22 protein-coding genes and 1 pseudogene are annotated in these 24,259 nt (G+C 70.2%); 16 read left to right on the top strand and 7 right to left on the bottom strand.

Annotation, left to right across the window (positions count from 1 at the left end):
* Window positions 1–73: 73 nt before the first annotated feature.
* Both M3Q35_RS27370 and M3Q35_RS27365 read left to right on the top strand, forming a co-directional pair.
* Window positions 74–1,246 (top strand): sensor histidine kinase, encoded by a 1,173-nt coding sequence (locus tag M3Q35_RS27370; RefSeq protein WP_273935399.1) that lies wholly within the window; start codon window positions 74–76, stop codon window positions 1,244–1,246.
* Complete coding sequence (locus M3Q35_RS27365; protein ID WP_273935398.1) at window positions 1,243–1,869, top strand: response regulator transcription factor; 627 nt, start codon at window positions 1,243–1,245, stop codon at window positions 1,867–1,869. The genes M3Q35_RS27370 and M3Q35_RS27365 overlap by 4 nt, the downstream gene beginning before the upstream one ends.
* Here M3Q35_RS27365 and M3Q35_RS27360 read toward each other — a convergent pair whose 3' ends face one another.
* Entirely contained in the window at window positions 1,870–3,312 is a 1,443-nt protein-coding gene (locus tag M3Q35_RS27360) for a neutral zinc metallopeptidase (protein ID WP_273935397.1), read from the bottom strand.
* Window positions 3,313–3,545: 233 nt separating this feature from the next.
* Here M3Q35_RS27360 and M3Q35_RS27355 point away from each other — a divergent pair, with 233 nt between their 5' ends.
* The 12 genes from M3Q35_RS27355 to M3Q35_RS27300 all read left to right on the top strand — a co-directional run bounded on the left by M3Q35_RS27355 (window position 3,546) and on the right by M3Q35_RS27300 (window position 15,024).
* The gene (locus M3Q35_RS27355) at window positions 3,546–4,199 is read left to right on the top strand and encodes a DUF6230 family protein (RefSeq protein WP_273935396.1); all 654 of its coding nucleotides are present in this window, start codon (window positions 3,546–3,548) and stop codon (window positions 4,197–4,199) included.
* Between the two features lie 73 nt (window positions 4,200–4,272).
* Window positions 4,273–5,379, top strand: a complete 1,107-nt coding sequence (locus tag M3Q35_RS27350) for a DUF6114 domain-containing protein (RefSeq protein ID WP_273935395.1) — start codon at window positions 4,273–4,275, stop codon at window positions 5,377–5,379.
* Window positions 5,380–5,665: 286 nt separating this feature from the next.
* The gene (locus M3Q35_RS27345) at window positions 5,666–10,069 is read left to right on the top strand and encodes a polymorphic toxin-type HINT domain-containing protein (RefSeq protein WP_273935394.1); all 4,404 of its coding nucleotides are present in this window, start codon (window positions 5,666–5,668) and stop codon (window positions 10,067–10,069) included.
* A gap of 51 nt (window positions 10,070–10,120) precedes the next feature.
* The gene (locus M3Q35_RS27340; RefSeq protein ID WP_273935393.1) at window positions 10,121–10,627 is read left to right on the top strand and encodes a hypothetical protein; all 507 of its coding nucleotides are present in this window, start codon (window positions 10,121–10,123) and stop codon (window positions 10,625–10,627) included.
* Window positions 10,620–10,784, top strand: coding sequence for a hypothetical protein (locus M3Q35_RS27335; protein ID WP_273935392.1), 165 nt, complete (start codon window positions 10,620–10,622; stop codon window positions 10,782–10,784). Before M3Q35_RS27340 ends, M3Q35_RS27335 begins: the two co-directional genes overlap by 8 nt.
* 5 nt (window positions 10,785–10,789) lie before the next feature.
* Window positions 10,790–11,074, top strand: a complete 285-nt coding sequence (locus M3Q35_RS27330; RefSeq protein ID WP_273935391.1) for a hypothetical protein — start codon at window positions 10,790–10,792, stop codon at window positions 11,072–11,074.
* Window positions 11,067–11,519 carry a hypothetical protein gene (locus tag M3Q35_RS27325; RefSeq protein ID WP_273935390.1) on the top strand — a complete coding sequence of 151 codons (453 nt, stop codon included), beginning with the start codon at window positions 11,067–11,069 and terminating at the stop codon, window positions 11,517–11,519. Before M3Q35_RS27330 ends, M3Q35_RS27325 begins: the two co-directional genes overlap by 8 nt.
* A 44-nt stretch (window positions 11,520–11,563) precedes the next feature.
* Window positions 11,564–12,121: a GNAT family N-acetyltransferase gene (locus M3Q35_RS27320; protein WP_273935389.1), complete on the top strand. Its 558-nt coding sequence runs from the start codon at window positions 11,564–11,566 to the stop codon at window positions 12,119–12,121.
* Window positions 12,118–12,537 carry a hypothetical protein gene (locus M3Q35_RS27315; protein WP_273935388.1) on the top strand — a complete coding sequence of 140 codons (420 nt, stop codon included), beginning with the start codon at window positions 12,118–12,120 and terminating at the stop codon, window positions 12,535–12,537. Before M3Q35_RS27320 ends, M3Q35_RS27315 begins: the two co-directional genes overlap by 4 nt.
* 31 nt (window positions 12,538–12,568) lie before the next feature.
* The gene (locus M3Q35_RS27310; RefSeq protein ID WP_273935387.1) at window positions 12,569–13,234 is read left to right on the top strand and encodes a helix-turn-helix transcriptional regulator; all 666 of its coding nucleotides are present in this window, start codon (window positions 12,569–12,571) and stop codon (window positions 13,232–13,234) included.
* A gap of 39 nt (window positions 13,235–13,273) precedes the next feature.
* On the top strand, window positions 13,274–13,726 hold the full coding sequence (locus M3Q35_RS27305) for a hypothetical protein (protein WP_273935386.1): 453 nt from the start codon (window positions 13,274–13,276) through the stop codon (window positions 13,724–13,726).
* A gap of 149 nt (window positions 13,727–13,875) precedes the next feature.
* The gene (locus M3Q35_RS27300) at window positions 13,876–15,024 is read left to right on the top strand and encodes a CopD family protein (RefSeq protein WP_273935385.1); all 1,149 of its coding nucleotides are present in this window, start codon (window positions 13,876–13,878) and stop codon (window positions 15,022–15,024) included.
* On the opposite strand, the gene M3Q35_RS27295 is transcribed toward M3Q35_RS27300, so the two are convergent.
* Both M3Q35_RS27295 and M3Q35_RS27290 read right to left on the bottom strand, forming a co-directional pair.
* The gene (locus tag M3Q35_RS27295; protein WP_273935384.1) at window positions 15,015–15,407 is read right to left on the bottom strand and encodes a VOC family protein; all 393 of its coding nucleotides are present in this window, start codon (window positions 15,405–15,407) and stop codon (window positions 15,015–15,017) included. The two genes, M3Q35_RS27300 and M3Q35_RS27295, sit on opposite strands and share 10 nt — an antisense overlap.
* 172 nt (window positions 15,408–15,579) lie before the next feature.
* Window positions 15,580–16,950 (bottom strand): neutral zinc metallopeptidase, encoded by a 1,371-nt coding sequence (locus tag M3Q35_RS27290; RefSeq protein WP_273935382.1) that lies wholly within the window; start codon window positions 16,948–16,950, stop codon window positions 15,580–15,582.
* 53 nt (window positions 16,951–17,003) lie between these two features.
* On the opposite strand from M3Q35_RS27290, the gene M3Q35_RS27285 reads away from it, so the two are divergent.
* Window positions 17,004–17,732, top strand: coding sequence for an alpha/beta fold hydrolase (locus tag M3Q35_RS27285; RefSeq protein WP_273935381.1), 729 nt, complete (start codon window positions 17,004–17,006; stop codon window positions 17,730–17,732).
* Here the strand turns inward: M3Q35_RS27285 and M3Q35_RS27280 are convergent.
* From M3Q35_RS27280 to M3Q35_RS27270, 3 genes are read right to left on the bottom strand one after another with little or no spacing between them, the layout of a single operon-like run.
* Window positions 17,717–18,361 (bottom strand): response regulator, encoded by a 645-nt coding sequence (locus M3Q35_RS27280; protein WP_273935380.1) that lies wholly within the window; start codon window positions 18,359–18,361, stop codon window positions 17,717–17,719. The genes M3Q35_RS27285 and M3Q35_RS27280 overlap by 16 nt on opposite strands.
* Window positions 18,349–19,698, bottom strand: coding sequence for a sensor histidine kinase (locus M3Q35_RS27275; RefSeq protein ID WP_273935379.1), 1,350 nt, complete (start codon window positions 19,696–19,698; stop codon window positions 18,349–18,351). Before M3Q35_RS27275 ends, M3Q35_RS27280 begins: the two co-directional genes overlap by 13 nt.
* 55 nt (window positions 19,699–19,753) lie before the next feature.
* Window positions 19,754–20,695, bottom strand: a complete 942-nt coding sequence (locus M3Q35_RS27270; RefSeq protein ID WP_273935378.1) for a ribose-phosphate diphosphokinase — start codon at window positions 20,693–20,695, stop codon at window positions 19,754–19,756.
* A gap of 134 nt (window positions 20,696–20,829) precedes the next feature.
* On the opposite strand from M3Q35_RS27270, the gene M3Q35_RS27265 reads away from it, so the two are divergent.
* Window positions 20,830–22,020 carry an RlpA-like double-psi beta-barrel domain-containing protein gene (locus M3Q35_RS27265; protein WP_273935377.1) on the top strand — a complete coding sequence of 397 codons (1,191 nt, stop codon included), beginning with the start codon at window positions 20,830–20,832 and terminating at the stop codon, window positions 22,018–22,020.
* Window positions 22,021–22,089: 69 nt separating this feature from the next.
* Here M3Q35_RS27265 and glgB read toward each other — a convergent pair.
* Window positions 22,090–24,257: pseudogene (glgB, locus tag M3Q35_RS27260) on the bottom strand (1,4-alpha-glucan branching protein GlgB).
* Window positions 24,258–24,259: the final 2 nt, after the last annotated feature.

The raw sequence follows: 24,259 nt of genomic DNA, 5'->3' as shown, positions 1-24,259 counted from the left end.
GTCCTCACGTGTATCCACGGTAGGGCCGGATGCTCCAAAGTAGTAGGGCAAACAGCGCGATGGGGGTCATCGCATGGCCGACGGTGGCGAGACGCGGGCCCATCCCGCGCCGATGCTGCTGATTCTCAGCTTCCGGTGGCTCGCCGTCGGGTGGACCGCCGTCATTGCCCTGCTCAGCAACCAGGTGCTGGAGGAGCGCGCCGGCCTGGCCGTGGCGGTGCTGGCGACCATGCTCGGCTGGACCGCCTGGCTGACCGTCGCCGCCGTCCGCCGCACCGTCCGCGTGCTGAGCGTCGACCTCCTGCTGGCCGTCGTCGTGCTGCTGGTCTCCGGCTGGGTCGGCCCGCAGGGGCAGCTGCTCACCGACCACCCCACCTTCGCCGGTGCCTACCCGATGGCCGCCGTCGCCGCCTGGGCGACCGTCTACGGCGTGCGCGGCGGCCTGCTCGCCGGCCTGGCCGTCGCCCTGTTCCTGCCGGTGGGCTACTACCTCAACGGCTCCCTGTTCCTGTCCGGCGACCTGGATCGCATGAGCCTGCTCGGCAGCGCGCTGGCGTACGTGGTGCTCGGCGGGGCCGTCGGCATCGCCACAGCCCAGTTCGAACGCGTCTCGCTGCGTCTGGCCGAGGGCCGTGCCGTGGTCGCCGGGCTGCGCGAACGGGAGCGGATCGCCGCCAACATCCACGACGACGTCCTCCAGCGCCTCGGCCACATCCGCAAGCACGGCGGCGACCTGGCCGACCGTGGTTCGGTCACCAGGGCCGAGCTGCGGGCCCTGATGGCCGACGTCGGACGGCAGGAGGCCAGCCTGCGCCGGCTCGTGCTGGCCGAGGACCCCGGCGCCCCGTCCGGCAGCCGGTCCCTGGTCGAGGCCATCGCCGAGGTGGCCGACGGCTTCCGGCAGTGGCCGGTGCGACTGGTCGACAGCGGCCACATCGCGGTGTCGGCCGATGTCGCCGCTGAGCTGGCGGCGGCCGTCAACGAGCTGCTCGGCAACGTCGTCAAACATGCCGAGGCCGAACACGTGTGGATCTCGGTGCTCGACGACGGCGCCGTGATCACGGTCGACGTGCGTGACGACGGCGTCGGCTTCGCCTACGACGAGTCCGAGCTGGCCGCGTCCGGCCGGCTGGGGCTCGCGGTCAGCGTCCGCGCCCGGCTGGAACGGCTGGGCGGCAGCGTCACCATCCGGAGCCGTCCCGGCCGGGGGACCGAAGTGCGGCTGGAACTGAGGAGCGGGACATGACAGCGTCGACCAGGATCGTGCGGGTGCTCGTCGTCGAGGACCACCCGGTGACCAGGGCCGGCATCCGGGCCAGCCTCGAGAAGCACCCCGGCGTCACCGTGGTCGGCGAGGCCGACAGCACCGCCATGGCGCTGCGCGTGCTGGACCTGGAACTTGTCCACGTCGTGCTGGTCGACCTCCGACTGGGCGAAGAACAGGGCATGGACCTCATCGAGCATCTCGCCCGAACCCGACCGCAGACCAGAGTTCTCGTGCTGTCGCAGGCGTCGCCGGGCGAGGTGCTGGCGGCGATGAAGGCCGGCGCGCACGGCTACGTGAGCAAAGCGGCGACGACCGCCGAGCTCGCCCACGCCGTGCTGGCCGTGACCGAGGGCCCGGTGCTGCCGCCGGAACTGGCCGCACGGCTGGTCGGCGAGTTCCAGCATCGGTCCTCGCTGACCGGGCGGGAGCGCGAAGTGCTGGGCTGTCTGGCCCGCGGCTACGACAACCGGGAGATCGCCGAGGAACTCGGCGTCGCCGTGCGGACGGTCAACCGGCACCTGGAGAACATCCGGGAGAAGTTGGGCAGCCGGCGGCGTTCCGAGCTCATCCGGCTGGCCCGGGAGTGGGACGCCGCCGGCTGACTACTCGAACTTCTGTGTGCAGGTGTCGGCGCCCTGGAGGAAGCCGATCCGGAACGCCTCCACCCGGGAGAAGCCCGACGCGGCCGCCTTGCCGTTGACATCGGCCGCGATCAGGCTGTTCGTGGTGAGCAGCTCGGCCACCGCCTCGTCGAGGTCGCCGGCGCTGAGCGAGAGGTCGTTGACGCCCTTCTTCATCGCCGAGCCCCAGAAGCCGACCAGGCAGGCCGTGCGCAGGCCCGTGTTGGCGTCGTCCAGCGGCAGACCGGCCGTCTTCTGCACCGACAGCACGTAGCGGGAGGCCACCTCGCCGAAGGCCGCGAAGTCGCCGATGCCCGGGCCCTTCTTGGTATGCGTGCCGATGACCTTCAGCTTGGCCAGGTCCATCGAGACGGTGTCGGTCGACGGGCAGTAGGCCGCGGGCGAGGTCGGCTTGGCGTCGCTGCACTGCGCCGGCTTGGCCGTGCTCAGCGTCGGCGGCTTCGCGCCGTTGCGGGCGAACACCGTGTCCAGGGTCTTGCCGACGCGCTGGATGTTGCCGGTGGTGATCGGCTCGTTGCCGTTCTGGGCCGCGTCGGTGTCGTCGCGGAAGGCCGTCTCGGTGATCCGGGAGTTGATCTCGGCCACGTCGATCCGCGCGCAGCGCTTGGGGCCGTCGGTGAAGCCGGTCTGGAAGGCGAAGACGCGGTCGAACGCGTTGCCGTGCGCGCCCTTGCCCTTGAATGAGTCGCCGGGTTGGTCGCGGACGAAGAATGTCGTCGCCAACACCTTGTTCAGTCCGTCGCCGGTGGACAGCTGGAAATGCTTGGCCTTGTCCTCGGCCACCGAGCGCATGAACGCGCCGGCATAACAATCCGCTTGTTGCTCAAGGACAATACTGGGCGTCGCATTGTTGACGCCGGACAACGGGCCCAGCTGCGACTGCACCGCGTGGCCCATCTCGTGGGCCAGCACCATCGTGACGGCCAGCGGGCCGAAACTCTGCACCAGTCCCGGAAGCAGCACGCCGCGGTCCCAGGAGACGCTGTTGTCGAGGTCGCAGTAGAAGGCATTGACCTGTCCGGCGGTGTCCTCGTGGCCGCCGCAGACCCGCACGTTGACGCCGTCCGAGTCGTACGAGGTCAGCTTGGCCGCCGGCGTGAACTGCTTGCCGAACACCTTCGGCAGCTGGTCCCGCCAGTAATCGTCCACGTCAGCAAGGGTGTTGACGGCCAGCCGGTCCATTTCGCCGTGGTCGCTGTTGGCCACCGGCAGCGTCGCGTCCGGCACTCCCGCCCTGGGTCCGCTGGCGCCCGAATTGACCGGCATGCCGCCGGCCGAGCCCGGATCCAGTTGCCCCAGTGGACCCGCCGTGCCCGCCACTTTCGCCGAGCAGTCGCTCAGCAGAGCCATCGCGGCCGCCAGCGCCAGAACCGTCGACCCGATACGCCGACCTGCCGTGCTCATAACAGCGTTTCCCCTTGCCGCCCTTTGCTACGCCGCGAGCACCCTACTGGCCTAAAGGCCGGCCTGTCCGGCGGTTGGCGATGCGTTTCAGCCGTGATCGGAACGTGAAAATATCTCACTCTGGGGGTGAATTCTGGGTTTCGGCGAGCCGATCGCTTGTGCTGGCAACGGCGGGCAGTGAGTCTCGTCACGAAGTTACCGACGGGTACTTCGCCTGTTGGAAGGAGAAAGCCATGCGCGAAGCCGACGACGTCGAGTTCGGCGACGAGGTCGAACCCGAGGTCGCGCCGGTCCGGGGCCGCACCCGCTGGCTGCGCTTCGCCGGCACGTTCGCCATCGGTGGCGTGCTGGCCGGTGGCCTGCTCGTCGGGGTGGGCCAGGGCGCGTTCGCCGCGTCGTTCGCCGTGTCCGGCACCAGCTTCGAGGTCACGTCCACGCACCTGCACGCTGACGGATTCGCCCAGTTCGGCGGGGTCGCGGCCAACGCCGACGCGGCGCACCCGGTGGCGGTCAACGCCTTCCGCAGCGCCGATCTGGACAACTTCTGCCAGTCGGTGTTCCTGCCGAACAACCCGTTCATCGGCGACCTGACGCTGCGGATCACCGCGGACGGGCCGAAGGGCATGCACGCCGACAACATGGTGGCCGACGTGGCGCAGGTGGACGGCGACTTCACGCTGCACACCGCGGACATCGGCGTGGACGCCAGCCAGGTCTCCGCCGGCCCGGTCGGCGTGCAGGGCCGTCCCGGCGACTTCGGCATGCAGGCCAAGTCGCTCGACATCTACAACTTGAAGCAGGTTGCCTGGGGCACGTCCGCGGAGACCATCGCCTTCAAGGGGATGAGCCTGCGGATCGTGGCCGGCAACAACCAGTGCATCAAGTAGATCCATCACGCACGGCCGCGGCAGCACATTCCCCCGGGTGCTGCCGCTTCCGTGCTTGGAAGGGAGTTTCCCCGTGGCCGGTTCCGTGATCGGCAGGGCTTGGCGCGCGTTCAGCCGCTGGCGGCGCAGCCGTCCGTTCTGGGCCGGGCTGTTCCTGCTCTTGTCGGGACTGATCATCCTGTTCCCGCCGTTCGCCTCGCTCAAGCTCGGGTCGATGGCGATCGCCATCCAGACCATCGGCGGGCTGTCCGGCGCGCTCATCGGCTCGCTGCTCGTCGTGTGCGCCCTGACGATGTGGCTGCGGGCCCAGTTCCGCCTCGCCGCCGGTATCGCCGCACTCATCCTGTCGCTGACCGCCCTGATCACCACCAACCTCGGCGGCTTCCTGGTCGGCACCCTGCTGGGCCTGCTCGGCGCCGCGCTGGCGCTGTCGTGGACGCCCAAGACCCGTAAGCGCAAGGCCGCCAAGGCTGTTCCGCCCGCGGCCGCCGCACTCGTGCTGCTGCTCGGCCTCACCGCCCACGGCCTCGGCGACTCCCCTCGCGCGCTCGCCGATCCGACCCCCAGTTCGACGTCCGCGACGTCCACCACCACGGCGGCCACTGCCACCACCACGACCACCGTCGCGCCCACTTCGACGACACTGCCGTCGTCGTCGACCAGCGCGACGGCCACGTCCACCACCACCTCGGCGGCGGAGACCAGCACCACCACCGCCACCCCGTCCCCGCCCGCCCTGCCGGCGGGGACGCGGGTGTGGACCCTCGAGTCGCCTTCCGTGGCCATGTCCGGCCTCGCCTATCACGGCGTCGTCGACACCGTCGTCGGCGGCAGGACCATCAAGGTCCTCAAGTTCACGGCCACGTCCGTGAAGATCAAGAACCTGGTCCAGACCGCCGATCGCGGTGGCGGCCACAAGATCGTCACCACCGCCGCTGCGGGCAGCACCTCAACCCTCAGCGGTGACACCATCACCATGCTCACCGCCGAGATCAAGGGCACCGCCGCCGTCACCATCATTCCGGGCCTGCCCCCGCTGCGGCTGCCCATCGACTACACGGCCACCAGCCCGCCGCTCATCACGCCGCCCGAGGTCACCTTCGAGAACGTGGTCGTGACCAACGCCGACCAGATCGGCGGCACGCTGACCATTCCCGGCGCCCACATCGTCGCCACCTGAGCGGCTTTTGCTTCCAGCGCAAGACTTTCCCCGTCGCAAGTGAGTGATGCCCGCTCGGGTTGCCCGACGCCGGTCGTCCGGTCGTGCTCGGAAAAGTGCTGCGCCGCCTGGGTTTCTTAGACCGAATGCCGACCGGGTCGTCGACGGCTGTGCGTCGCACGGCGTAACTCTGGTGCAACCGTTGTCGGTTTGCGTAGTTGGTGGCTAGTGTCCCGCATTGATCAGGATCAGGCTGGTTGTCTGATTTGTCAGGGGGGACATGGTGGCAAGAAGAGGTCTGTTTCGCGTGCCCGGAAAGAGACGGGGCACGTCGCGGTCGTTGGCCGCGGCCGTACTGGCGACGGTGCTGCTGAGCGTGGCGTCCACCGCCGACGCGGCGGCGATCGCGAGCACCGCCGCCCCGGCGGCGCAGCCGGCCGACAATCCGCCCGCCCTGCGGTCCGCGCTGGGCACCCAGGCCAGGACCGACCGCTGCCGGGTCGGCCTGGTCATGCACGCCGGTGGCCCGCAGCTCAAGGCCGCCGCCGACACGGCGCTGGTCGGCTCGGACGCGGACCTGCGCACGGCGGCCTACGGCCTGGAGTACACGCTCGGCACGATCGGCGACGCGTATCGGCGCGACGAGACCGACAACAGCACGGAGACCCAGGCCGCGGCCGCTCGGCACGCCGGCTGGGAAACGGTGCTGAAGCCGTACTACGCCGGCGTGATCCCCTGGTTCGAAGACGACATCAACCAGTACCTGGCCCAGCGGCAGAACATGACGTACGCCGCCATCCATGCCGACATGGCGCCGAAGGCGAACCAGGCCGCGATCGACGCCGCGACCGTGGTGCTGAACCAGAAGAAGAACGACGACGCCGCCCTCTTCTACTTCGGCGATGCCGTGGTCAACGGCCACTCCGCCGACGACATCCGGGAGTTCCTCCAGTACGGCGGCTTCGCGAAGACCGCGCCGGCCACAGCTTCGGCCGAGTTCCGGATGGAAGTCGAGGCGCTGAAGGTCCGCTACGCCAGCTGCGACAGCGACAACCCAGCCGATCCGAACCAGGTGCTCGGCGCGGTGGTCTCGACCGCCAACACGGAATGGGAAGCCGAGTACGCCGCGCAGGCGCCGCAGCGAGCGGCCTTGATCGCGGCCGAGGCGCAGGCGGCCAAGGACCTGAAGTCGGCGACCGACGCGATGATCGAGGCGGTCGGCCAGGCCGCCGTGGTGAGCCGGCTGCTGGACTGGCAGCGCAACTGGCAGCAGCATTCGCCCTCCGATCCGGGTTATCCCTCGCAGGCGCTGCTCGCGCAGGCGGCGCGGGACCTGACGACCGCCAAGCAGCGCGTCGCCGCGCAGGTTCCGGTGGCGCAGCAGGCCGCCACCTCGGCGAAGACCCAGTCCGACAACGCGATCGCGGCGCAGGCACAGGCGGCGGCGATTGCCGCCGCGAACGGCACGCCGTACGGGCGAGGCCTGGCCTACGCGCAGCAGTCCGCCCAGGTCGCCGCAGCGTCCGCCGCAGCCGCGCAGGCTTCGGCGTCAGCGGCGCAGACCGCCCTCAACGCCAGCAAGGCCGCGGCCGCTGACGCGGGCGCGTTGTGGGCCAACGCATCCGCGCAGGCGCACGCCACCCAGGCCGCATTCCGGGAAGCCGCCGCGAAGCAAGCGGCCGACCAGGCGCACGCCGCCGCCACGGCCGCGGCCGCCCAGGCCGCTCAGGCCGCCGCCGCGGCAACGCGTGCCCACAATGACCGCACTGCCGCGGAAAACGCGCAGCAGAGCGCGCAGAGCGCCGCGAACGACGCCCACAACCAGCGTGCGGCGGCCGAAGCCGAGCGGGCCAAGGCCGGCGCGGCCCGAACCGAGGCCGAGAACCAGCGGACCAAGGCACAGCAGGCCGAAGCCGATGCCAAGGCCAAGCAGGCCACCGCGGAAAGCAAGAAGTCCGACGCCCAGGCCGCGGCGGGCACCGCGGCACAGAAGCGGCAAGCCGCGGAGAACGCCGAGTCCAGGGCCGTGCTGGCTCGTAACAACGCGGTGGCGGCGGAGAATGCACGGCGGGCGGCCGAAGCCCGTGCCGCTGCTTGTGATGCTTGGGCTGCTGCCGCCGACGGAACCGACGCCGCCCAAGGCGCTCGTACGGCGGCTGATCAAGCCAGGTCGGCGGCCAGCCAGGCCGGTGCGGCGGCGACGACCGCACGGGCCGATGCGGACCAGGCCGAGAACGCGGCCAAGGCCGCCCGGGCGGCCGCGACCCAGGCCGACGGCGCGGCCGCGCGAGCCGAGGCAGCAGCGAAGTCCGCGACTTCCGATGCCGATACCAGCCGTGCCGCCATGATGACCGCGCACGCCGCGGCGGCCGATGCGATCGTGGCATCGGGCCAGGCCGCTCGGAACGCGCAGTCGGCCAAGGACCAGGCCGACAAGGCCGACGCCGCCGCGGCACAGGCCAAGAGCAACGCGGCGGCTTCCCGTGTTGAGGCGGATCAGTCGCAGGCCGACGCGATCAAGACGGCCGGGCAGGCCTTCGCCGCGGCGGAAGCCGCCACCGCCGCCCGTGACTCCGCCGCCGCGACGGTCACCTCGGCCAACGAGGCGATCCGGCTGGGCAAGCCGTTCCAGCTCACCGACTCCTCTGCGGGCATGGCAGTCCTGGTCAGCCAGACCGCCGAAACCCTTGCGCAGCAACAGGCCAACGCGGCCAAGGCCCGGTCCGACGAGGCCGCCACCGCGGCCAGGGCCGCCGCCGAAGCCGCCACGCACGCCGAGGTGTCGGCCCGGGCCGCCGCCCAGTTCGCGGCCACCGCCGCGGCTGACGCGTCCGCTGCCCTCCAGTCGGTTGCCGCCGCACAGGCTTCCGCCGCTGCCGCTGCCGCCGACGCGAAGGCGACCCAGCAGGCTGACGACGCCACCAAGGCGATCGATCAGCAGACCCAGAACGACGCCTTCCAGGCCGGCGTCGCCGCCCGTGACGCCCGTACCGACGCGGACGCCGCCGCCTCGGCGGCAACCGAGGCCGAGAAGGACGCCGTCTCGGCTCGCAAGGCTGCCGACGCCGCCACGACCGCCGCCACCGCCGCCAAGTCCGCCGCCGACAAGGCCGACCGGGACGCCACCGCAGCCGAGTCCGCCGCCGCCAATGCCCGTGACCTCGCCCAGCAGGCTGAGGACGCCGCCAAGCGGGCCGAACAGCAACAGCGGGACCAGGACGCGGCCAACGCGCTCGGCCAGGCCGGTCCCGGCGGCATCGACGGCGCCAACGTCCGTGTCGATCTGGACGGCTTGTCTCGGAAGTCCTACGAGCAGCTCAACGACTGCGTGATGGATCTGAGCGATCCGAACAGCTCGTGCGACGTTCGGATCCGGGTCCACTTCGCCGGCGTCGTCTTCTACTGGGCGGTCACCTGCGAGCGGCCCAACACCGCGGTCAGGGACTGCGCGGGACACACGCACGAGGACCAGATCGACCGCCGGGAGATCGCCGACTTCCCGGTCGAGCGCACCGTCCACATCACCAGAGCCGACTTCGTCCGGTCATTGCTCGACGGCTTCGGCGCGTACATCGCCAACCTCGTTCCCAACCTGGTGTTCGGGATCCTGGCGGACGCGAAGGCCTGCTCCTACGGCAGCGTCTCCGGCTGCCTGTGGACCGCGTCGCTGCTCGTCGGGCCCGAGGAGCTCAGGGCCGCCGTCCAGGCCGTCCGGGACCTTCGGGTGGCCATCGCCACCGGCCGGGAGATCGAGGCGGCTGCCGCCGCCCTCAGGACGGCGAACCTGGCGCCGGAGCTGAAGGCCGCGCTGGAGACCGACGCGCTCAAGGCCGAGCTCCGGCAGATGGGCTGCCTGGTCAACAGTTTCCCGGCTGGTACGCCGGTGCTGCTGGCCGACGGGACCCGTCGGCCGATCGAGGAACTGGCCGTCGGCGACCGCGTCCTGGCCACGAACCCGGTCACCGGGCAGACCTCCGCCCAGCCGGTGGTCTCCGCTTTCCACCACCCGACCCGGAGCCTGGTCGACGTCGACCTGGACAGCGGCGGCCGGCTCACGACCACCGGTGGGCACCGGCTGTACGTCGTCGACAAGGGCTGGACGACAGCCGCCGAGCTACAGCCGGGTGACCGTGTCCACGCCGAGGACGGCAGCACTCCCGCTGTCGCCGTGGTGCGCCACCGCGAGGACATTCCCGCCGAGACGGTCTACGACCTGACCGTCAAGGGCACGCACACGTTCTACGTGCTGGCCGGCGACACGTCGGTCCTCGTGCACAACGCGTGTCCCGAAGACTGGATCCCCTACAACAGCGACGAAATCACCAATCTGGCCTACCGCGCGCGGGTGGGCAGCGGATTCACCGCGGGCCGCAACGTCGCGGTCGCGTACCTGCCCGGGTGGAACGGCCGGTTCGGCGACTACATCATCGGTTTCAGCAAGGGGATGAAGCAGGGGGAGAAGTTCCACTCCGAGGACGACATCCTGGCCCAGATCGAGGCCAGAGCCGCGGAGGGCTTCGACGCGAGCCAGATCGAGAAGCTGTACACGGAGCGCCAGCCGTGTGGCGCGTGCGAGACTACGCTCGGGCAGAAGCTCAGGCCGGGAACCCCGGTCCTGTGGTCGGTTCCCTACGACAACAGCACCGACGCCACCAGGCAAGCCGCCACCGATCTGCTCGCCAGCTTCATCGCGGCGGCCGGCGGCCGGTAGCCCTCCGGCGAATCAGCGGTCACCGACAGCGACCCCGACACGGAGACAACGATGGCCGATTCGGCCGACCCCTTCGAGTTCAGTCCGTCCGACTTCGGCATCCGGGTCGCCTCCGACGAGGTGCTCGCCCGGCGCGACGAACTCGCCGACCGTGTCCGCGTCGAGCTGAACCGGGCCGGATTGCCGGCCCGACGGCACTCCGTCGGTGACGAGCAGGTTGCCGGGGCCGAGGTTTCCGTTGACCGCACCGAAGAGGAGGAAGGCGGAGGCGTCTTCGTGCACTGGCGGCCCGACCCCGGTCTCACCCGGGCCGCGGTGGGCCTGCCGGAAGGCGAGCTGGACGAGCAGGCCCTTCGCCGTGCGGCAATGGCCCTGCCGGGTCGGGCGAACGATCCCAGCCTGATCCATTCCGGCGCGGTGAAACGACACATGCAGGCAGCGATCATCGCGATTCTGCGCTCGGCTGGCCTGCACGCCTACGATCCGGAAGGCGAGTACGAACCGTATGCGGTCCAGGTCGAGTTTCCTGGAGACGATTCGGCGAGAGGTCATGGCTGAGCCGACTGGCTACGACGTCAGGACGGCGTCGGACGAGGTGCTCGCGCAGCGGGAGCACCTCGTCGAGCGCATCTGTGCGGAGCTCGTGCGGGCCGGCCTGCCGGCGTATCGCTATCCGCCTGATAGCTTCTCACCCCCGGCGCCGAGGTCTCGATAGATCGGATGCGAGACGATGCCGGTGGCGGCGTCTTCGTGCAATGGAGCACCTCCCCGGCGCTCACCCGTGCGGTGGCCGGGCTGCCGGAAGGCGACTTGGACGACGACGCGCTTCATGAGGCCGTCAAGTCATTGCCGGGCGCTGACGATCCGGCTGTACGACACCACGAAGTCATTGTGCGGCACATGCAAGCGGCGATCATCGGGATTCTGTGTTCCGCGGGCTTGCACGCCTACGACCCGGTGGACGGCGAGGCGCCGGACCTCGTCAAGGTTGATCTTCATGCCTGAACCGACCGGCTACCACGACCGCAGGGCGTCCGATGAGGTGCTGGCGCGGCGGGAACTGCTCGTGGAGCGCATCCTCGCCGAGCTGGCGCGGGCCGGTCTGCCGGCGTATCGCTATCCCGCCGATATGGCGTGGCCAGCGGGCGTGGAGGTCTGCAACGATCCCATGCGCGAGGACATGGGCGGCGGCATCTTCCTCCGGTGGACCGCATCTCCGGAGCTCAAGCGGGCCGTGCTGGGGCTGCCGGACGGCGACCTGGACGACGACGCGGTCTACGAAGCACTCAAGTCCCGGCCGTCAGCCGACCACCCGGTCGTACGTCACCACGCCGCGGTTGTGAAGATCATGCAGACGGCGATCATCGGGATCCTGTGCTCGGCCGGCTTGCGTGCCTACGACCCGGAGGACGAGGACGCGCCCACTCTGGTCAGGGTCGATGTGCCGTGAGATATCCGGTCGCCTGAAGGACTTCTCGGTGACACGCTGGGGCGATGACGGGTGCGCCAGTGCTGAGGGCGGCGACGAGGGTGGATGTGCCGGCGATCGGTGAGCTGATGCGGCGGTCGGTGCTCGACGTGTTTCCCCGCTTCCACGACGAGCGAGAGACGGCTGCGGCGGCGAGGTATCTGACGGAGCCGGACACCGTGTTGATCGACGACGGCACGTACTTCGTCTGCGAGGCCGAGGGGCAGCTGGTGGCCTGTGGCGGCTGGAGCAAGCGCGACAAGCTGTACACGGGGTCCGGCGCGGCGCCCGGGGATGATCGCCGGTTGGACCCGGAGACGGAGCCGGCCAGGGTGCGGGCGATGTTCGTACGAGGGGACTGGACTCGCCGGGGGCTCGGCCGGGCGATCCTCGACCGCTGCGTGGAAACCGCTAGGGCGGAAGGGTTTCAGACCCTGGTGCTGATGGCGACGCTGCCGGGGGTGCCGCTGTATCGGTCCTTTGGGTTCCGGGAGTTGCGGGCGGCCGAGGTGCCACTGCCGAACGGAGTGGTGCTGGACGGCGTGTCGATGGAGTACATCCTCGACGGTGAGGGTGAATCGTGAGTGACTCGCATGGCTACCACATCCGCATGGCGTCCGAAGAGGTGCTGGCGCAGCGGGAACAGCTCGTGCAGCGGATCTTGGCCGAGTTGACCATGGCGGGGCTGCCGGCACAGCGGTCGTCCGATGATGCCGGCTGGGGCGTTGGCGCGGTGGTGACGGCGGACCGGCTGCATGACACCGACGGTGGTGGGGTTTTCGTTCAGTGGGAGCCGAGCGTCGAGCTGAACAACGCGGTGGTTGAGGCCGCTGAGGCCGGTCGCCCATTGGACAAGGACCCGGCGTCGGTGCACGCCTGCGCGGTCTCGATGTTCATGCAGACGGCGCTCGTCGGCATCTTGTGCTCGGTCGGGCTGCGCGCGTACGACCCCCGGAATCATTACGACCCGTGCTCGGTCAAGGTCGAGCTCCCGGCCTGAAACTGTCGGACCCCGGTGGCATGCTGGCGGCGTGTACCGGGAGTGGGTGACGGGCCTCGCCGGGGCGGTGGCGTGGCGTCGGGTGGTGGAGGAGCCGCAGACGCATCGCATCCTGCCTGACGGGTGCCTGGATCTGATCTGGACGGACGGGCGGCTGCTGGTGGCCGGCCCGGACACAGTGGCGCACGAGGTGCGGAGCCCGCAGGGCCGGGAGTACGCGGGGCTGAGGTTCCGGCCGGGGACGGGACCGTCGGTGCTCGGGGTGCCGGCGAACGAGCTGACGGACAGCAGGGTGGGGCTGGACGAGATCTGGCCGCGGCGGTTGGTGGAACGCCTGAGTGACCGGGTATCGGCGGCGAACGATCGGACGGGGGCGTTGCTGGCGATCGCCCGCGAGCGGATCGAGGTGGATCCGGTGACGGACGCGGTGGTGGAAGGGCTGCGAAACGGCCGAGCGGTGGCGGAAGTGGCGGAGGCAGTGGGGCTGAGCGAACGGCAACTGCTGCGGCGGAGTCTGGCGGCCTTCGGGTACGGGCCGAAGACGCTGGCGCGGGTGCTGCGCATGGAGAAAGCCCTTGCCCTGGCAGCGAAAGGAGTGCCGCCGGCGGAGGTCGCGGCGAGCACGGGATACGCGGACCAGGCCCATCTGTCGCGGGATGTGAAGGCCCTGGCGGGAGTGCCGCTGAGCCGGGTGTGAGGCTGGGTCATGTTAGGGGTAAGGCAAAAGGGGGAAGGCATGGGCCCGGCGGATTTCGGCCTCAAGGTGGCGTCGGACGAGGAGCTGGCCAAGCGCGAGGAACTGGTGGACCGCGTTCTGCACGAGCTGGCGAGGGCGGGGCTGCCGGCGTGCCGCAACGAGAACGGAGCGGCGCACGACGGCGGAGCGGTGGTGAGCCTCGACTGGATGGTCAAGGAGGACGGTGGCGGCGTTTTTGTGGAGTGGCAGGGAAGTGAGGAGCTGCGCCGGGCGGCGATGGGCGTGCCGACGACCGGCGAGCTGACGAACGAGATGCTCCACGAGGCGGCCAAGGCGCTCAGCGATCGGGGTGACGACCCCGACCTGATCCACTCGGGCGCGGTGGACCGGCACATGCAGGCGGCGATGATCGGCATCCTGAGCTCGGCCGGCCTGCGGGCCTTCGATCCGGCTGACGAGTACCTGCCGTTCGGCATCCAGGTCGAGTTCTGACCGCTGTAACACCTAATCGGTGTTTGGGTCTTACGGAGCGCTGGAGTGGCTGCGGCGTGGGCTCCGGGCCGACGCGGGTCGGCTGCCGGAGGCTGGGCTGCCGGCTAAGTCTTGCGTCATGGCTTAGCTAAGCCTAACCTAACCGCCTTGTGACTGGTGTGATGGCGGCGGCTGAGGCGACGATGCCGGCCTGGTGGCGTGTGGGTAGCGAGGTGGCGTACTTCGCGGGGCTGACGGCGGTGATCGGGGGCGCGCTGGTGTACCTGGCGGTGATTCGGCCGGTGCTGACGGGCGATGACCGTGCGGTGCGTGGGCGGGCCACCCGGTTGCTGGCCTGGTGCGGGCCGGGGCTGCTGGTGGCGGGCTACCTTCAGCTGGCGGGGCGGGTGGCGCGGGGTGTGAAGGGGACGACCTTTGGCCAAGCGCTGAACCCGAGCCGGATCTGGGGGTTTCTGACGCTGCCGGGGGCGAAGGGCGCATGGGTGTCCTCGGGAACGCTCACGCTGGTGCAGAACGTCTGCTACGTGCTTGCTGCCGCAGCGTTGTGCACGCTGTTCGTGAAAGAGCGGCCGGCGCTGGTGGCGGGTGTGGCATTGGCGCTGACGGTGGCGGGCACGGTGGTGCTGGCGATGCCGACGAACTGGGCGAACCAGAGCCTCGACACGGTGCTGAACAGTGGGCTGACACAGGTGCACATCCTGGGGGCCTGTGCCTGGCTGGGCGGGCTGTTTGCGCTGGCGATGATCGGGCGGGGGCGCGGCCTGGACGACCGTGCCCTCGGCGAAGGGGCCGGTCTGGGGTGGGCCCGGATGTGGCAGCGGTTCAGCTCGGTGGCGCTGGTGGCAGTGGGGGCCGTCGTCGCGTCGGGGGTGTGGCTGGCCTGGCGGCACGTGGGCACGGTCGGCCAACTGGTGACGACGACGTACGGGCGGTTCCTGCTGGTGAAGCTGGTGATCGTGGCGGCGATGGTGGCGGCGGGGGCGTACAACCAGCTCAATCTCACGCCGCGGATTGCCAAGGCGCACGCCGAAGGGGACCTGGGACGTGGCTTTGCCCTGGCGCTCAAGCACTTCCCGAAGGTCGTGGCCGTGGAGACGGGGCTGGGGCTGGCGGTGCTGACCATCGTGCCGTTCCTGTCCGGGTCGGCCCGGACGCAGGCGGGCGGCCCGCCGGCGCCGGCGGTGGACGGGGGGATTCTGGCGCTGGGGGCGCTGCTGGTGGGGACGCTGGTGGCGTCGCTGTACGCCAGCTACCGCGTGTCGACGGTGCTCACGCGAAGGGCCGTGGCTCAGGCCTGAGGGCAGAAGAGGTCGACGCCGTTGCCGTCGGGATCGTGGACGACGGCGTAGCGCTGGCCCCAAAAGGCGTCCCACGGTGCCTTGTGACCGTGGTACCCGGTGTCCACGAGCTCGGCGTAGACCCGGTCGACCTCGGCCGGCGTGGCACAGCGAAAGGCCAGGCCGGCGCGGTGCGAACCAGTCGGCGGCGTCCAGGTCGGGTCGAACGAGCGGACGGTGGCGACGGTGTCCCACATGAGCTGGAGCCCACCGGGCAGGTCAGCGGCGACATGGGGCTCGCCGTCCGCGTCGGCGGGAATCTCGAGACCGAGCCGCCGGTAGAAGGCCAAGGACTTGGGCATGTCATCGACGACCAGGCCGATGACCGCGAACTGAGGTGTCATGGCCACGACCCTAGGCAACGGCCTGACCAGGCGTCTTGACGAAATCAGACATAAGACGAGCCCGCCACCAGGGGGAGGGTGACGGGCTCGACACCAGGATACGCCCTCCGGGTGCCGTCGCACGACGAACGACACGGCCTTGTTGTTTTCTTGATGTCGCGGGCCGCCGGAATCAGACGCCGCAGGACTTCGCGCCGCCGGCGAAACCGGCGCGAAAGGCCAGCACACGGGCGAAACCGGTCGGGATGGGGGTGCCGGCGGTGGTGCGGGAGCCGTAGTCGTAGGCCAACAGGACACCGACGGATTTGTCGAGGTCGCCGGGGGACAGCCGCAAGGTCTGGTTGCGCGCCGGGACCGACGCCGTGTACGCGCCGGCCAAGCAGACGGCCGACCGGCCGGCGTCGCCGGAGTCGATCGGCTTGCCGAGGGCGGACAACGCGGCCAGGGCGTAGCGGGTGGCCAGCAGGGTGCCGGCGGCGTAGTCGCCGATGGACGACACGAGCACGGCGACGGTGCCCTTGGTCGCCAGCAGTACGGATTTCGTGGCCGGGCAGAACGCGACCGGACCCTGATCGCCGCCCGAAGAGCACGAGGCGGGGCCGTCGCTCTGCGTCAGCTTGGGCGCGGACCAGCGGGAACCGGCCAGTCCGCCGAAGTAGGCGTTGAGGTCGGGCTCCATCGCCTTCACGAGATCAGGCAACGGAATGTTGCCGCCGCGGGCCTTGTCGGTGAGGCTGGTGAAGGTCCGCTGGGTGAACTGGCGGTTGTCCACCGACATGCCGGCGCACAGCTTGGCCCCCTGCTGATACCCGTCCTGAAAAGCCGAAACGCGGTCGAACGCGTCGCCGTGCGCCCCGTCCTCGGCCGAGCTGGTGCCGACCGGATCGCGGAACGTGGCCAACGCCCCGATGGCCTTGTCCAGCTGGGCCGACGTGATCCGCAGATGCGGAGCCTTGCCGTCGGCGACGGATCGCACGAAGGCACCGGAGTAGCAGTCGGCCATGGTCTCGATCAAGATCGTCGGATACCGGTCGGGGTCCCGGCGGGCCATGTCTGCCGTTGGCGAGGTGCGGGACTGCACGGCGTGCCCCATCTCGTGCGCCAGCACGACAACCACGGCGGCATCGCCGAACTGATCACGCAGCACGGGCAGCAGTGCCGAGCGGTCCCACGCGATGGAATCCTTTGACGGGCAATAGAAAGCGTTGCCTTCCACGTCCGACGCCTGCTCGGTGCATGGCGGCGCCGCGCCCTTGGACGACACGGTGTCGACCGAGTACGCGCCGCCGGTCAGGTCCCGCCAGGGCTTGCCGAACACCGACGGGAAGTTCTGCTTCCAGAAGGCCTGCACGTCGCTGATGGTGGAGGCGGCGAGGCGATCGGTGGTGCCCTGATCGGTGTCCTTCACGAAGGTCGGCGCGACGCCGCCGTCGACGAGCACGGAGTCGGCCCCGACCGGCTCGGCGACGCCGTCGACGTAGGCGCACCCGCCGGCACAGAGCACGGCCACCAGCGCGACGACGAGCCGAGCAGTTCCAAGCACCCGACCAGTCTGCCCGACGCGCCACGGTATCGTTGGCCGGCAAGGGGGTTCCCATGGACACGAAGACCCGGGGCGACGGTCCTTTACTGCTCCTGCTGCACGGGGGCGGCGGCAACGACAGCAGTTACGACGCAGTGCTGGACGTCCTGGCCGAGCAGTACACCGTCGTCACGTACACGCAGTGCGAGGGCGGCCCGGTCGAGCGCGCCGACGAAGCGGCGCAGCTGCTCGACGATCTCGGCGCGAAGAAGGCGGCGGTCTTCGGCAGCAGCGCCGGCGGGCTGGTCGCCCTCGACCTGGTGGCCCGCCATCCGGAACGGCTGGGCGTGGTCATCGCCCACGAACCGCCGGTGATGTCCGCGCTGCCCGACGGCGACGAAGTGACCAAGGCCTTCCACGACCTCGCCGACGCCCCCGACCCGGGCCTGCGGTTCCTCAAGCTGACCGGCATCCTCGGCCCGGTCGACGAGGAGACGACCAAGGCCGTGGCCGCGACCCTGCGCTTCGACAGCAACGAGGTCAACGCCTTCGTCGACCACCGCCTCGACCTGGCCAAGGTCCGCGACAGCGGCGTCAACGTGGTGCTGGCCGGGGGCAAGGCGGTCGCCGGCTCGCTGCCGTTCCGCACGGCCGAGGCGGTCGCCGACGCGATCAAGGCGTCGATGGTGATCTTCCCCGGCAACCACTTCGGCTACGCGCCGATGCCGGGCATCAACGACCCGGCGGCGTTCGGCCGCACGCTGCTCGACCTGCTCCGCTCGCGGACTCAGCCGCCGAGGTAGCGCAGCACGGCCAGCACCCGGCGGTGCTCGGTGCTGGTCTTGGGCAGCCCCAGCTTGTTGAAGATGTTGGCCACGTACTTCTCCACCGCCCCCTCGGTGATCACCAGCCCTTCGGCGATGCCGGCGTTGGACCGGCCCTCGGCCATCAGGCTGAACGCCTCCCGCTCACGGGGCGTCAGCGCGGCCAGCGGGTCGTGCCGCCGGCTCCGCGCCACGATCTGCGACACGACCTCGGGGTCGAACACGGTGCCGCCGGACCCGACCCGGTCCAGCGCGGACAGGAACTCCTCCACGTCGGCGACCCGGTCTTTGAGCAGGTAGCCGACGCCGTTCAAAGCCCCGGTGATCAGGTCGGCGGCGTAGCGCTCCTCCACGTACTGGGACAGCACGAGCACCCCGGTCGCCGGCCACTGCTGCCGGATCACCAGCGCCGCCCGCAACCCCTCGTCGCTGTGCGTGGGCGGCATCCGGACGTCGACCACGCACACGTCGGGCCGGTGATCAGCCACCGACCGCAGCAGCTTCTCGGCGTCGTCGACGGCGTCGACGACCTCGTGGCCGTTCTCGGTCAGCAGCAGGGTCAGGCCGTGCCGCAGCAGCACGGCGTCCTCGGCGATCACGATTCGCACGGCAGCTCCAGACTCACGGTCGTCGGCCCACCGGCCGGGCTGGTCACGGTCAGCACCCCGTCGACGCCGGCCGCCCGGTCGGCCAGGCCGGCCAGCCCCGAGCCGGCGGCATCGGCCCCGCCGACGCCGTCGTCACCGACCTCGACCCGCAGCCGTCCACCGGCCCGCCGCACGATCACCCAGGCCCGCGTGGCCCGGGCGTGCTTGACGATATTGGTCAGCGACTCGGCGATCATGAAGTAGGCGATGGACTCGGCGGTCCGGCCGGGGCGCGCCGGCACGGCGTAGTCGATCGACACCGGCACCTCGGAGCGGGCGGCCAGCGCCGACAGCGCGGCGTCCAGGCCCCGGTCGGCCAGCACCGGCGGCGACAGGCCGCGGGTGAGTTCCCGCAGCTCGACGATGGCTTCCTTGGCGCTGCGATGGGCTTCCTCCAGCAGCGCCCGGGTGGCGTCGGGGTCGCTGTCGTACTTGCGTTTGGCCCGCCCCAGCAGCATGGCCAACGCCACCAGCTGCTGCTGGGCGCCGTCGTGCAGGTCGCGTTCGATCCGACGCCGCTCGGTCTCGGCCGCGGCCATGGCGTCCTCACGGCGCTGCTCCACCTCGAAGACCCGGGCCGCGAGCTGCTCGGCCGACAGCTGCCCCAGGTAGCGGCGGGCCAGCGCGAGCTGCCACGACTGCATCCACCGCACGAGGTACGGCACCACCGGCACGAGCAGGGCCAGCAACAGCATCGGGGTGCCGGCCCACACGTCGTTCGGGTGGACGTACGGCGAGTTGATCGACTGCACGGTCAGGCTGACGAAGAACATCGCCGCGACCACGGTGACCACCAGCGGCAGCACCCAGGCGATCACCGTCAGCGCCCCGGTGAGCAGCGCCACCGGCAGCCGGACCAGCTGGTACGCCATCAGCCGCCACAGCAGTGGGTCGCGCAGCATTCGCAGGAACAGCGGCAGCAGCCGCCCGCCACGGGCCGGCAGGTGCAGCGTGAGCGGGATGTCCACGCCGAGGATCGACCGGTGCCAGCCGACCTCGAGCCGGGCGCACGCCTCCAGCGCGTAACCGGTGCCGACGAAGCCGAACACGCCCATCGGCAGGATCAGCAGCAACAGCAGCAGCACCACGAAGGTGCTGGCCGTGACGTTGAACTCGGTGGCGCTGACCATCGCCCCGAAGGTCATCACCGCCGGGATCGGCAGCAGGGTGACGATCAGGCCGACGAGCAGCACCAGCGTGTTGCCCACGCTCCAGAACACGCCGCCGAGCAGGTGCAGGGTCGCCCGCCAGGTCCGCGCTTCCCCCAGCGGTCGCAGTATCAGCGCGTGCAGGCTCACGTTTTCCCAGGTTACGGAGCCGGGACCGGTCCCGATATCCGGTTAACCCCCGAGATCAGGCGTCGAACAGGGCGCTGACCGACTCGCCGTTGTGGATGCGCCGGATCGCCTCAGCCATGGCCGAGGCGATGGACAGCACGGTCAGCTTGGGCGTGCGCTTCTGCGGGGCGAGCGGCACGGTGTCGGTGCAGACGATCTCCCGCACGCCGGGCAGGTCGCCGATGCGTTTGATCGCGCCGTCGGCGAACAGGCCGTGCGTGCAGGCCACCCGGATCGAGTTGACGCCCAGCTCGGCCAGCAGGCGGATCAGCTCGACCACGGTGGAGCCGCGGGCGATCTCGTCGTCGAGCACGATCACGTCCTTGCCGGCCACGTCGCCGATGATCGAGCTGATGCTGACCTTGTCGTCGGAGAAGCGCTGCTTGGCCCCGGCGGCCACGTCCACGCCGAGCAGCCGGGCGAAGGCCGCCGCCGGCTTGGCGTTGCCCAGGTCGGGCGAGACGACCACGGCGTTGGACAGGTCGGCGCCGCTGAAGTGCGTGGCCAGCTCACGCAGCGCGTGCAGGTGGTCCACCGGCACGCTGAAGAAGCCGTGGACCTGCGGCGAGTGCAGGGTCATGGTCAACACCCGGCTGGCCCCCGCGGTGACCAGCAGGTCGGCGACCAGGCGACCGCCGATGGAGACGCGGGGCATGTCCTTCTTGTCGCTGCGGGCGTACGCGTAGTGCGGCATGACCACGGTCGTGCGGGCGGCCGACGCGCCGCGGGCGGCGTCCAGCATGAGCAGCAGCTCGACCAGGTTCTCCTGGGTCGGCGGCACCAGCGGCTGGATCAGGAACACGTCCCGCTCGCGGCAGTTCGCCTGGAGTTGGACCTCGATGCAGTCGTTGGCGAACCGATCGACCCGTACCGGGCGTAGTGGAACACCGAGGTGCGCGCAGATGTCGGACGCAAGTTCGGGGTGGGCGCTGCCGCTGAAGACCGCGATCTCGTGCACGTGAACGAATGCTACCCGTCAACTTGGGCCGACCCGAGGTGAACCTTTCGACGGTTTCGGCGGTAGTAACCCCGCGAACGTGGTTCAGACCAAGAACGACGACAGGAGACGCCGCAATGTCCTGGATTGCCGATATGAGTCCCAGTCGCAAACGTGCCACCATCCTCGGTGTCGCGGCTGTGCTGGGCGTCGCCGTCGTGCTGGGAGGTGGATTCGCGATCATCTCGGGGACTAGCCACGCGGCGACCGAGAACTGTCAGGGCCTCGACCAGGCCCTGCAGAACAACCTGAACTTCATCGCGCAGCAGAAGGCCAACCCGACCGCGGTGTCCGCGGCCAACATCGCCAACCGCAACGCGGTCGTGGCCCAGATCCAGCAGCGCCGCCAGGCCGCCGGCTGCACCAACAACGTGACGGCATCGGCTGACGCGAAAAAGAAGAAGGGCAGCGGCGAGGACTGCGCCGGCCTGCAGAAGGCGTTGCAGAACAACCTGAAGTTCATCGCCGACCAGAAGGCCCACCCCGACGCCCAGTCGGCCGCCCGCATCAAGAACCGCGAGGCCGTCGTGGCCCAGATCGAGTCGCGCCTCAAGGCCGCGAACTGTGACAACAACGGCAACGGCAACAACAACGGCTGCCCGACCGACACCAACACCCCGCCGGCCACCACCACGGACAACAACGGTGGCATGGGCGACAACGGTGGCATGAACAACGGCATGGGCAACAACAACGGCATGGGCAACGGCATGGGTGACGGTGGCATGGGCACCGACACCACCGCGCCGCCGACCACCACCACCGACAACAACGGTGGCATGGGCATGGGCGACAACGGCGGCATGAACAACGGCATGGGCAACAACGGCAACGGCAACGGCATGGGCAACGCCGGCATGGGCAACGACAACGGTATGGGCAACGACAACGGCATGGGCAACGCCGGCAACAACGGCAACGGCAACGCCGGCTGCGACAACGGCACCGCCACCGCCGACCCCACCGCGACCGCCGACCCGACCGACACCAACGCCGGCAACGGAAACGGCGCCGACAACGGCACCGCCGCCGGCACCGCGGCCAACCAGGTCTGCAAGGGCTCCACGGTGACCACGACCGGTTCGGGTGGCCTCACCGCCTCCAGCAACCAGTTCCCGATCGGCACCAAGCTCAAGGTGACCAACCTGGACAACAACAAGTCCATCACCGTCCCGGTGACGTCCACCTCCGGCAGTTGCGTGCTGCTCGACGCCGGCGCGTTCAACCAGATCCACGAGCAGGGCAAGCAGCTCATCCGCAAGGCGCTGATCCAGAAGGTCGGCTGACACCCCGTTCGCACCACAACGGCCCGAAACCTGGTCCCAGGAACCAGGTTTCGGGCCGTTTCGCTGTCTCTACGCCTCCGGGGCCAGCCAGATCACGCCGGCCGGCGGCAGCTGCACGATGGCCGAGGCCGGGCGGCCGTGCCAGGGCTTGGCCCCGGCCACGATCTCGCCCTGGTTGCCCCAACCCGAACCGCCGTACACGGAGGCGTCGGTGTTGACCACCTCGCGCCAGACGCCGGTGGTGGGCAGGCCCATGCGGTAGTCCTGGTGCGGCGAGCCGGAGAAGTTGGCCACACAGGCCAACATCGAGCCGTCCTCGCCCTCACGCAGGAACGACAGCACGTTGCCGGCCGAGTCGTTGGCGTCGATCCACGAGAAGCCGTCCGGCGAAGTGTCCAGAGTGAACAGTGCCGGCGACACCTTGTACGCCGCGTTCAGATCGCCGACCAGCCGCTTGATCCCGTTGTGCAGCGGCTCGTCCAGCAGCGGCCAGTCCAGCGACCGCTTCTCCGACCACTCGTCGATCTGCCCGAACTCGCCGCCCATGAACAGCAGCTGCTTGCCCGGGTGGGCCCACATGAAGGCCAGCAGCGAGCGCAGCCCGGCCGCCTTGTTCCAGGCGTCGCCCGGCATCCGGCCCCACAGCGAACCCTTGCCGTGCACGACTTCGTCGTGCGACAGCGGCAGCACGAAGTTCTCGCTCCAGGCGTACATCAGCGAGAAGGTCATCTCGTTGTGGTGGTACGACCGGTGCACCGGGTCGTGCGACAGGTACCGGAGCGTGTCGTGCATCCAGCCCATGTTCCACTTGAAGCCGAAGCCGAGCCCGCCGAGATGGGTCGGCCGGGTCACGCCCGGCCAGGCCGTCGACTCCTCGGCGATCATCATGATCCCCGGGTGCCGCCGGTACACGGTGGCGTTGAGCTCCTGGAGGAACTGCACGGCGTCCAGGTTCTCCCGGCCGCCGTGGATGTTGGGCAGCCACTGCCCCTCGGGCCGCGAGTAGTCCAGGTACAGCATCGAGGCCACCGCGTCGACCCGCAGGCCGTCCACGTGGAACTCCTCGATCCAGTACAGCGCGTTGGCCACCAGGAAGTTGCGGACCTCGTTGCGCCCGAAGTCGAACACGAACGTGCCCCAGTCGGGCTGCTCGCCCCGGCGCGGATCGGCGTGCTCGTAGAGCGGGCTGCCGTCGAACCGGCCCAGCGCCCACTCGTCACGGGGGAAGTGCGCCGGCACCCAGTCCACCAGCACGCCGATGCCCCGCTGGTGCAGGTGGTCGACGAAGTGCCGGAACTCGTCGGGCGAGCCGAACCGCGGCGTCGGCGCGTAGTACGACGTCACCTGGTAGCCCCACGACCCGGCGAACGGGTGGCCGGCCACCGGCAGCAGCTCGACGTGGGTGAAGCCGGTCTCCAGCACGTAGTCGGCCAGCTGCTCGGCCAGCTCGCGGTAGTTCAGGCCCTGCCGCCACGAGCCCAGGTGCACCTCGTAGGCGCTGACCGGGCGGCGGGACCAGTCGCTGGCCTCCCGCTCGGCCAGCCACTCGGCGTCGTCCCAGGTGTACGACGACTCGTACACGACCGACGCGGTGGCCGGCGGGATCTCGGTGGCGAAGGCCAGCGGGTCGGCCTTCTCGTGCCAGGCGCCGTCCTTGCCCAGCAGCCGGAACTTGTACCGGGTGCCGACCGGGACCTCGGGCAGGAACACCTCCCACACGCCGGAGCCGCCCAGTGAGCGCAGCGGCGTGCCGCGGCCGTCCCAACCGTCGAAGTCGCCGCACACCCGCACGCCCTGCGCGGTCGGCGCCCACACCGCGAACGACGTGCCGTCGACCGGGCCGCCGGGGGTGTCGTAGGTGTGCGGATGCGCGCCCAGCACCTCCCACAGCCGCTCGTGCCGGCCCTCGCCGATCAGATGCAGATCCAGCTCGCCGATGGTGGGCAGCCAGCGGTACGGGTCGTCGGCGATGACCACGTTGCCGTCGCCGTAGTCGACCTCGAAGCGGTAGTCGCTCGGCGGCTCCGGCACCAGCCCGGCGAACAGGCCGCCCTCGACCGGGTCCAGCTCGAACCGCTTGTCGCCGACCAGCACCGACACCGAATGGGCCCCGATGCGCAGCGCCCGCACGACGGTGCCGCCGGGGTGCGCGTGCGCCCCCAGCACGGAGTGCGGATCATGGTGCGCACCCCGAGCAGCCGGTCCACCTCGTCCTTGGCCGGTGCGATGCTCGTCACGA

Source organism: Kutzneria chonburiensis, assembly GCF_028622115.1.
In the GTDB taxonomy this organism is placed as follows: domain Bacteria; phylum Actinomycetota; class Actinomycetes; order Mycobacteriales; family Pseudonocardiaceae; genus Kutzneria; species Kutzneria chonburiensis.
The sequence above is the reverse complement of the archived record's forward strand: the minus strand, read 5'-3'. Positions and strand labels throughout refer to the sequence as shown.

Coding starts and splice junctions, on each gene's coding strand:
- M3Q35_RS27370 (WP_273935399.1), top strand. CDS start 74: ATGGCCGACGGTGGCGAGACGCGGGCCCATCCCGCGCCGATGCTGCTG.
- M3Q35_RS27365 (WP_273935398.1), top strand. CDS start 1,243: ATGACAGCGTCGACCAGGATCGTGCGGGTGCTCGTCGTCGAGGACCAC.
- M3Q35_RS27340 (WP_273935393.1), top strand. CDS start 10,121: ATGGCCGATTCGGCCGACCCCTTCGAGTTCAGTCCGTCCGACTTCGGC.
- M3Q35_RS27335 (WP_273935392.1), top strand. CDS start 10,620: ATGGCTGAGCCGACTGGCTACGACGTCAGGACGGCGTCGGACGAGGTG.
- M3Q35_RS27295 (WP_273935384.1), bottom strand. CDS start 15,407: ATGACACCTCAGTTCGCGGTCATCGGCCTGGTCGTCGATGACATGCCC.
- M3Q35_RS27355 (WP_273935396.1), top strand. CDS start 3,546: ATGCGCGAAGCCGACGACGTCGAGTTCGGCGACGAGGTCGAACCCGAG.
- M3Q35_RS27360 (WP_273935397.1), bottom strand. CDS start 3,312: ATGAGCACGGCAGGTCGGCGTATCGGGTCGACGGTTCTGGCGCTGGCG.
- M3Q35_RS27320 (WP_273935389.1), top strand. CDS start 11,564: ATGACGGGTGCGCCAGTGCTGAGGGCGGCGACGAGGGTGGATGTGCCG.
- M3Q35_RS27305 (WP_273935386.1), top strand. CDS start 13,274: ATGGGCCCGGCGGATTTCGGCCTCAAGGTGGCGTCGGACGAGGAGCTG.
- M3Q35_RS27265 (WP_273935377.1), top strand. CDS start 20,830: ATGAGTCCCAGTCGCAAACGTGCCACCATCCTCGGTGTCGCGGCTGTG.
- M3Q35_RS27325 (WP_273935390.1), top strand. CDS start 11,067: ATGCCTGAACCGACCGGCTACCACGACCGCAGGGCGTCCGATGAGGTG.
- M3Q35_RS27285 (WP_273935381.1), top strand. CDS start 17,004: ATGGACACGAAGACCCGGGGCGACGGTCCTTTACTGCTCCTGCTGCAC.
- M3Q35_RS27330 (WP_273935391.1), top strand. CDS start 10,790: ATGCGAGACGATGCCGGTGGCGGCGTCTTCGTGCAATGGAGCACCTCC.